The sequence below is a fragment of the Mycobacterium sp. TH-M82 genome, assembly GCF_057473605.1.
In genome coordinates, this window is the sequence record NZ_JBYCKY010000253.1 from 1 (window position 1) to 7,099 (window position 7,099).

9 protein-coding genes are annotated in these 7,099 nt (G+C 67.0%); 7 read left to right on the top strand and 2 right to left on the bottom strand.

Annotated features, from left to right (window positions below):
• Positions 1–647, top strand: a 647-nt coding sequence (locus AC2VON_RS07815) for an MATE family efflux transporter (protein ID WP_486952434.1), incomplete at its 5' end; no start/stop codon positions are given.
• Positions 648–681: 34 nt separating this feature from the next.
• Here AC2VON_RS07815 and AC2VON_RS07820 read toward each other — a convergent pair.
• Positions 682–2,271 carry a CocE/NonD family hydrolase gene (locus tag AC2VON_RS07820; RefSeq protein ID WP_486952440.1) on the bottom strand — a complete coding sequence of 530 codons (1,590 nt, stop codon included), beginning with the start codon at positions 2,269–2,271 and terminating at the stop codon, positions 682–684.
• A 137-nt stretch (positions 2,272–2,408) separates the two neighbouring features.
• Here AC2VON_RS07820 and AC2VON_RS07825 point away from each other — a divergent pair, with 137 nt between their 5' ends.
• The 6 genes from AC2VON_RS07825 to AC2VON_RS07850 all read left to right on the top strand — a co-directional run bounded on the left by AC2VON_RS07825 (position 2,409) and on the right by AC2VON_RS07850 (position 6,248).
• Positions 2,409–3,380, top strand: coding sequence for a metallophosphoesterase family protein (locus tag AC2VON_RS07825; protein ID WP_486952441.1), 972 nt, complete (start codon positions 2,409–2,411; stop codon positions 3,378–3,380).
• Positions 3,377–4,033 (top strand): 4'-phosphopantetheinyl transferase PptT, encoded by a 657-nt coding sequence (gene pptT, locus AC2VON_RS07830; RefSeq protein ID WP_486952435.1) that lies wholly within the window; start codon positions 3,377–3,379, stop codon positions 4,031–4,033. Before AC2VON_RS07825 ends, pptT begins: the two co-directional genes overlap by 4 nt.
• Positions 4,030–4,911 carry a tRNA pseudouridine(55) synthase TruB gene (gene truB, locus AC2VON_RS07835; RefSeq protein WP_486952436.1) on the top strand — a complete coding sequence of 294 codons (882 nt, stop codon included), beginning with the start codon at positions 4,030–4,032 and terminating at the stop codon, positions 4,909–4,911. The genes pptT and truB overlap by 4 nt, the downstream gene beginning before the upstream one ends.
• A gap of 70 nt (positions 4,912–4,981) precedes the next feature.
• Positions 4,982–5,212: a hypothetical protein gene (locus tag AC2VON_RS07840; protein WP_486952437.1), complete on the top strand. Its 231-nt coding sequence runs from the start codon at positions 4,982–4,984 to the stop codon at positions 5,210–5,212.
• Positions 5,209–5,379, top strand: coding sequence for a hypothetical protein (locus AC2VON_RS07845; protein ID WP_486952438.1), 171 nt, complete (start codon positions 5,209–5,211; stop codon positions 5,377–5,379). Before AC2VON_RS07840 ends, AC2VON_RS07845 begins: the two co-directional genes overlap by 4 nt.
• A 272-nt stretch (positions 5,380–5,651) precedes the next feature.
• A complete protein-coding gene (locus AC2VON_RS07850; RefSeq protein WP_486952442.1) occupies positions 5,652–6,248 on the top strand; it encodes a TetR/AcrR family transcriptional regulator in 597 nt (198 codons plus the stop codon).
• Between the two features lie 54 nt (positions 6,249–6,302).
• Here AC2VON_RS07850 and AC2VON_RS07855 read toward each other — a convergent pair.
• On the bottom strand, positions 6,303–7,099 hold a 797-nt coding region (locus tag AC2VON_RS07855), incomplete at its 5' end, for a PE-PPE domain-containing protein (RefSeq protein WP_486952439.1).

The window sequence follows — 7,099 nt, forward strand, 5'->3', positions numbered from 1 at the left end:
TGCGCGCGCAGCTGGTGATGGGTCGCGACCTGATGGTGCGGACCCTGGCTTTTCAGGCCTGCTTCATTTCGGCGGCCGCGGTCGCGGCGCGGTTCGGCGCCGCGGCTCTGGGCGCGCACCAGGTGGTTCTGCAGATATGGGAATTCCTCGCGCTGGTGCTGGATTCGCTGGCGATCGCCGCGCAGGTACTGGTCGGTGCGGCGCTGGGCGCCCACGACGCCGGGCATGCGAAAGCGGTGGCCCGGAGGGCGACGGCGTTCTCGTTGGTGGCCGCGGCCGCGTTGGCGGTGCTGTTCGCCGTCGGCGCCCCGGTACTGCCGGGATTGTTCACCGACGACGTCGCCGTGCGGGCGGCCATCGTGGTTCCCTGGTGGTTCCTGGTAGCCCAATTGCCGGTCGCTGGAATTGTTTTCGCCCTCGATGGTGTGTTACTGGGTGCCGGCGACGTGCGGTTCATGCGCACAGCGACCGTTCTCAGTGCGTTGGTGGGGTTCCTGCCGCTGATCTGGTTGTCGCTGGTGCTGGGTTGGGGGCTGGCCGGCATCTGGTCGGGGTTGACGACCTTCATGGTGCTGCGGCTGATCTTCGTCGGCTGGCGAGCCATCTCCGGCCGGTGGGTGGTGAGCGGAGTCGGTGATCGGCCGTAACGGGTGGGTTTGCGCCGCCGATGCGGTCGAAGTCCTACCCCGCGTCGCCGACCGGCAGCATGAGCCGGGAGCCACCGAACTGCACGGTGTGCGTGGCGGACCGCAGCCGGACGCCACTCACCGGGGGCTCGCCGGTGCCCAGGTTGCGCGCGAAGCGGGGATGGCAGCCGCCGGCGATCAGCACCCGGATGCGGGAGCCGGCGGCGAACCGGTGCGCGATGGCGCCGAGTTCCAGACGCAGCGGGCCGGACTGATCGTGCAGTCGCCGGTAGCCGTCACTGACATTGCGCGATTGCCCACGGCTGTCGACCTCGCTGACCCGGACGAACAGGTCGACGTGCGGATTGTCCGAGGTGTGTGCCAACTCGACGACCGGGCTTCCGAACACGTAAACGTCCTCGGTCAGCGCGTCGCCGGTGAAGCTCAGGACGTCGTCGCGCCGCGCCAGCCCACTGTCGTCGCGGTAGCCGCCGTCCGGGGACAGCAGCGGGCCGCCGATAGTGGGGGTGGGGTCGGCGGGGTCGTACCGGAACCTTGCCGGCTCAGCCGGCGTCGCCGTCGCGTGAGGTGCCGCGGCCAGCCCGCCGCCGGGTTGGAGGTACCAGTGCCGCTCGGAGGTGAGCGGCGGCCAATCCGGCAGCTCGCGCCAGCCATCACCGCTGACGCCGGTGACGAACACCCGAACCGGGCTGGACCGTGGTTTGGCGCCGGCACCGGCGAGGTGGGTGTCGAGCCAGCCCAGTGATTCCCGGGTGACCGTGCCCGCCCCCTTGGTGAGCATCTCGGCGTGCATCCACGGTCCGACCGTCAGCGCCACTTCGACACCCCGACCGCGCAGCCGTCGATACTGTGTCAGCGTCTGCTCCAAGAACAAATCCTGCCAGCCGCTGAGCAGCAATACCGGGATCTGTGCCCGGCCCAGTGCGGCGTCGGCGGGGTCACGTGCCCAAAAAGGATCGCCGGGGTCGGGGTGGGCGACCCACGATTCGTACCAGGGTGCACCCGTTCCCAGCAGCGCACGGCCGGCCGCACCCAACGGCAACCCGGCCGCGGCGCGTGTCACCTTGCCGTGGGCGCGCAGCTGGTGAATGGTGGCCCGGATTCGTCCGTCCTCTTGGTGGGCCATCAGGTCGGCCCAGAACAGGAAGTTGTTGAGTGCGAACGACCCGGTGCCCCAGGTTGACTCTCTCAAATCGTGCGGGCCGACGGTGATCACGGCCGCGGCCAGCTCCGGCGGTGGATCGGCCAGTAGCGCCCACTGGGTGTAGCCCACATACGACGCCCCGATGGTGCCGAAGGTGCCGGTGAACCATGGCCGGCGACGCAGCCAGACGGCGGTGTCGGCGCCGTCGGCGGCCTCGTTGGTCATCGGCTCGAACACGCCGCCCGAACCGAATGTCCCACGCACGCTCTGCACGATCACGTGGTAGCCGTGACTCGCGTAGACCCGGGCGAACACCAGGGACGTCGGGAACCCGCGGTCGTAGGGAGTGCGCATCAGCAGGGTGCCGGCCGGTTCGCCGTCAGGTGCGTAGTGGTCGGCAAGCAGCACGATCCCGTCGCGCATCGGGATTTCGACGCCGCGCACGCTGTAGCGGGTCGTCGGCGCGCGCAGTTGCAGCATGCGGGCGAAGGCGGCGTCGCCGACGTGTCGGACCCAGCTGTGCTGCCCGGTCGACGTCACCGGATCAGGATATGTACTGCGGGGACGGCCACGGGACGCGGATCGGGTGCCCAGGCCCATTAGGCTGAAGCACCGTGATGACGCAGGAGCCGGCGGCCCATGCGGCCAGTGGTCGCCCGACCCTCTGGGCGGTATCCGATCTGCACACCGGCCACGTCGGCAACAAGCCGGTCACCGAATCGCTGCACCCGTCGACACCGGACGACTGGCTGATCGTCGCCGGCGACGTCGCCGAACGCACCGACGAGATCCGCTGGTCGCTGGATCTGCTGCGGCGCCGCTTCGCCAAGGTGATCTGGGTGCCCGGCAACCATGAGCTGTGGACCACCGGCAGAGACCCGATGCAGATCTTCGGGCGGGCCCGGTATGACTACCTGGTCAACATGTGCGACGAGATGGGAATCGTCACCCCGGAACACCCATTCCCGGTCTGGACCGAGGAGGGCGGCCCGGCGACCATCGTTCCGATGTTCCTGCTATATGACTACACGTTCCTGCCGGCGGGGGCGAACACCAAGGCCGAGGGCCTGGCCATCGCCAAGCAACGCAACGTGGTGGCCACCGACGAGTTCCTGCTCTCCCCCGAGCCGTACGGCACCCGCGATGCCTGGTGCGTCGACCGGCTTGCCACCACCCGCAAGCGGCTGGAGGATTTGGACTGGATGACACCGACCGTGCTCGTCAATCACTTTCCGCTGGTGCGTGACCCGTGCGAGGTGCTGTTCTACCCGGAATTCTCACTGTGGTGCGGCACGGTGGAGACCGCCGACTGGCACACCCGCTACAACGCGACCTGCTCGGTCTACGGCCATCTGCACATTCCGCGCACCACCTGGTACGACGGGGTGCGCTTCGAAGAGGTGTCGGTCGGCTACCCGCGGGAATGGCACCGCCGCAAGCCATATCGCTGGCTGCGCCAGGTACTGCCGGACCCGCATTACGCCCCTGGTTATCTCAACGAGTTCGGTGGTCATTTCGTCATCACCCCGCAGATGCGGGCGGCCAGCGAGAAGGTCCGGGAGCGAATACGCGAGCGGCGATCCCGATGAGGGCACTGCTGGACACGGTGCTGGGCGAACATCGCAGTGCTTTGGCCGCCGAAGAACGCTACGACGACCCGCCCGATCTGCGCCCGCTGCCCGAAGAGGAGCCGCTGATCGAAAAGTCAGTCACCAAGCGGCGCAACGAATTCATCACCGTCCGATACTGTGCCCGGTTGGCGCTGGCCGAACTCGGAGAGCCGCCGGTGCCGATCCTCAAGGGGGACAATGGTGAACCGCGCTGGCCCGACGGCATCGTGGGCAGTCTGACCCACACCGCTGGCTTCCGCGGCGCTGCGGTGGGGCGCCGGCCCGAGGTGCGCTCGGTGGGCATCGACGCCGAACCGCACGACGTATTGCCGTCCGGTGTGCTGGATTCGGTCAGCCTGCCCGAGGAACGCCGTGAAATCGAGGCGCTGCCAGGCGGCCTGCACTGGGATCGAATTCTCTTCTGCGCCAAGGAGGCAACGTACAAGGCGTGGTTCCCGCTGACGAAGCGGTGGCTGGGGTTCGAGGACGCCCACATCACCTTGGACCTGGACGGCGGTTTCGTGTCACGGATTTTGATCGATCCCGCCGCGTTGTCCGGGTCGCCGTTGACCACGCTGCGCGGACGATGGTCGGTGCGTGACGGGCTGGCTTTGACGGCGATTGTGTTGTGACCGGGCCGGGCATTGTCGTCGTCGACAAGCCGGCTGGCATGACCAGCCACGACGTAGTGGCGCGGTGCCGGCTGTTGTTTTCCACCCGCAAGGTCGGCCACGCCGGAACGCTGGACCCGATGGCCACCGGTGTGCTGGTGATCGGGATCGACCGGGCCACCAAAATCCTCGGCCTGCTGACCAGCGCCCCCAAGGCTTACGCCGCCACCATCCGGCTGGGCCAGACCACCTCCACCGAGGACGCCGATGGTGAACTGCAGCAAACGATTTCAGCTGAACATCTGAGCGACACCGAGATCGCTGCGGCGATAACCGGGTTTCGGGGTGACATCGAACAGGTGCCCTCGTCGGTCAGTGCGGTCAAGGTCGGCGGCCAGCGTGCCTACCGGCTGGCCCGGGAGGGTCGCGCCGTCGAGTTGGCCGCCCGCCGGGTGTGCATCGACCGGTTCGAGATGCTGGCGGTGCGCCGCGGCGGGCAACTAGTCGACATCGATGTCGAGGTGGACTGCTCGGCGGGCACCTACATCCGCGCTCTGGCCCGCGATCTCGGTGCCACGCTGGGCGTCGGCGGGCATCTGATAGCGCTGCGGCGCACCCGGTCCGGCCGGTTCGGGCTCGACCGGGCCCGAACGCTCGGCGAGCTGGCCGAGTCGCCCCGGCTGACCCAGACCCTCGATGAGGCCTGCCTGCAGACCTTTCCGCGCCGCGACCTCACGGCCGACGAAGCCGTCGCTGCCGGCCACGGCCGCCCGCTGACGCCAGCCGGCATCGGCGGCGTGTACGCGGCCACCGACCCGGACGGGCGGGTGATCGCACTGCTGGACGATGCCGGCTTACAGACGAAATCCGTGGTGGTGCTGCGACCGGCCACGCTGTAGATGCCCGCGCCGGGACAGGCCTCCGAACGATGTGTCATGTATTGCTGGCATGGGGCGCTAGCATAAACCAATGGCAAAGATGATTACGTTGCGCCTTTCCGATATCGCCTACGAAGCAGTGAAGCGCTACGCAGATGCGGACCAGCAGTCGATGAACGCCTGGATCGAAGGTGTTCTCGATGTCGAGGACATGCGCCGCCGCTGCGCCGCCCACGCTCAATGGATGGCAGATCATCCGCAGGCCCTGTCGTTCGCCAAGGCGTGGGGCGATCGAAATTTTGGTGAGTTGGCCGGTCAATGACACAACGTCGCGGCGACATCTGGACGGTCGAAGGTGGCATCAGCGTGCTTGTGGTGTCCTCCACCGTGTACAACGAGATCGCCTCCGAACCAAGTGTGATCGTGGTGCCGTTGTTCGACACCGAGCCCGATATCGGGTTTGGTGTCGAACTCGGCGGCGGCAGCTAGGCTGCGCCGGGTCTGGTCACCAGTTTGCGTAAGAGCCGGCTGCGTGAGTTCCACCGCGGGATCGACGTTCAGGCGCTCACCGACGTCGACAATATGCTGTTCAAGATCCTTGCAACGCCCGGGCGGTAGAGGCCGGCGGTGACAGTTAAATGCAACTATGCATGTATGCTGTGCCCGCAGACTGCGTTGTGAGGCGACCGGGAGGTCAGGCGGTGGCGACACGCGTCGACGGTCGAGCGGTGCGGCGTACCCAGGCCGAGCGTAGTGCCGCGATGCGTACCCGCCTGCTCGATGCGACGGTGGAGTGCCTGGTCTCCCACGGCTATACCGGAACGACGACGCCACGCATCGCCGAGATGGCCGGAGTCACCCGGGGCGCTCAGATCCACCATTTCCGGTCGAAGGAAGATCTGGTGGTCGCGGCTATCGAGCATCTGGCTCAACAACGCGCGCAAGCCGCAATCCGCGAACTCGGCCGCGTGCAATGCAGCCGGGATCCCGTATCGGCGACGCTGGATTTCCTGTGGGAAGCCCATCAGGGGCCGATGTTCGTTGCGACGATGGAACTTTGGGCCGCCGCCCGCACCGACCCGGTGCTGGCGCAACAAGTCGAACGGGTGGAACCCGTCGTCAACAGTACGCTGATCGCGGCGATCGCCCAGATCTTGCCGGATCACCCGGCGCAAAAGGAGATCCGAAACATCGTCTACACCGCGATGGACGCACTGCGCGGAATCCTGGTCGTGAGCTTCGTTGGCCAGGATTCGCAGCGGGCGCGGCGGCGCTGGGAACGAGCTTGCGTGTATCTTCGCGAGATCCTCACCGCTAAGTTGCCGGCACCGCCACCGCCGCTCAGGAGGTCTAGATAACATATCGTGGGCTCCGCTGGTCGGGTGTTGCGGCGGTGGCTGACTGGCGGCGGTTCAGAGACTAAACGGCACACCAGCGATGAAGTCCTCCAGCCCCAGAACGGGAAACAGATCCGTCAATAGCGATAGGCTGATGGTTGCCGTTGGGATGAGCTCGAGTTCTTGAACGAAGCCCGCGAAGTCGTTGGCGACCAGGTTCTGAAGCCCGACGGCCACGAAATGCACACCGTTGGTGAGAAGGTCGCCGGGCACCTCGAGCTCAGTGGGTAGCAACTGCTCGATGATGTAGAGGCCCAGCTCGACGTGGCTGGATGCACCGGCGCTGGCCAACGCGTCGTGAAGCAGCCCGCCGATGTCGTACACGGTGCCTTGGATGCCGGGATCGACCTGGTCGTTGACCAACTGAGAAAGCGAGATGGACACGGAATCGACCGCACCGGAGACCGGGCTGAGCGCGTCGGCAAGTTGGGTGGGAACGACGACGCTGTTCAGGGCAGCCTGCAGGCCATTGCTGACGGTCTGGATGGCGGGTGTGGTCTGGCTGGCGAAGGTGTCAAGTGCGGTCTCCAGGGCGCCGATGGGGTCGGTGAACTGGGTTGGCAGGCCCGGCAGGCCGACGTCGGTGAGCGCGTTGTCTACCCCCTGTACGGTACCTTTGACCAGGTCGTCGGCCACCGTGATCGGGTTGACGTCAGTGGGCAACAGCTGGGCCGGGGTGGGCACGTTCGCCGGTCCGTTCCCATAGCCCAGGTTGACGATGACGCGCAGGTCCGGCTGGATCAGGTCGATCAGCCATGGGGGCGCGCCGAGCTGCTCCAGCGGATCCAGCAGCGGCAGATGCTGGGTGGGAA

Excerpts from the sequence above, each read along its gene's own strand:
- AC2VON_RS07845 (WP_486952438.1), top strand. The coding sequence starts at position 5,209 with ATGACACAACGTCGCGGCGACATCTGGACGGTCGAAGGTGGCATCAGC.
- AC2VON_RS07825 (WP_486952441.1), top strand. The coding sequence starts at position 2,409 with ATGACGCAGGAGCCGGCGGCCCATGCGGCCAGTGGTCGCCCGACCCTC.
- AC2VON_RS07820 (WP_486952440.1), bottom strand. The coding sequence starts at position 2,271 with ATGCTGCAACTGCGCGCGCCGACGACCCGCTACAGCGTGCGCGGCGTC.
- AC2VON_RS07840 (WP_486952437.1), top strand. The coding sequence starts at position 4,982 with ATGGCAAAGATGATTACGTTGCGCCTTTCCGATATCGCCTACGAAGCA.
- pptT (WP_486952435.1), top strand. The coding sequence starts at position 3,377 with ATGAGGGCACTGCTGGACACGGTGCTGGGCGAACATCGCAGTGCTTTG.
- AC2VON_RS07850 (WP_486952442.1), top strand. The coding sequence starts at position 5,652 with ATGCGTACCCGCCTGCTCGATGCGACGGTGGAGTGCCTGGTCTCCCAC.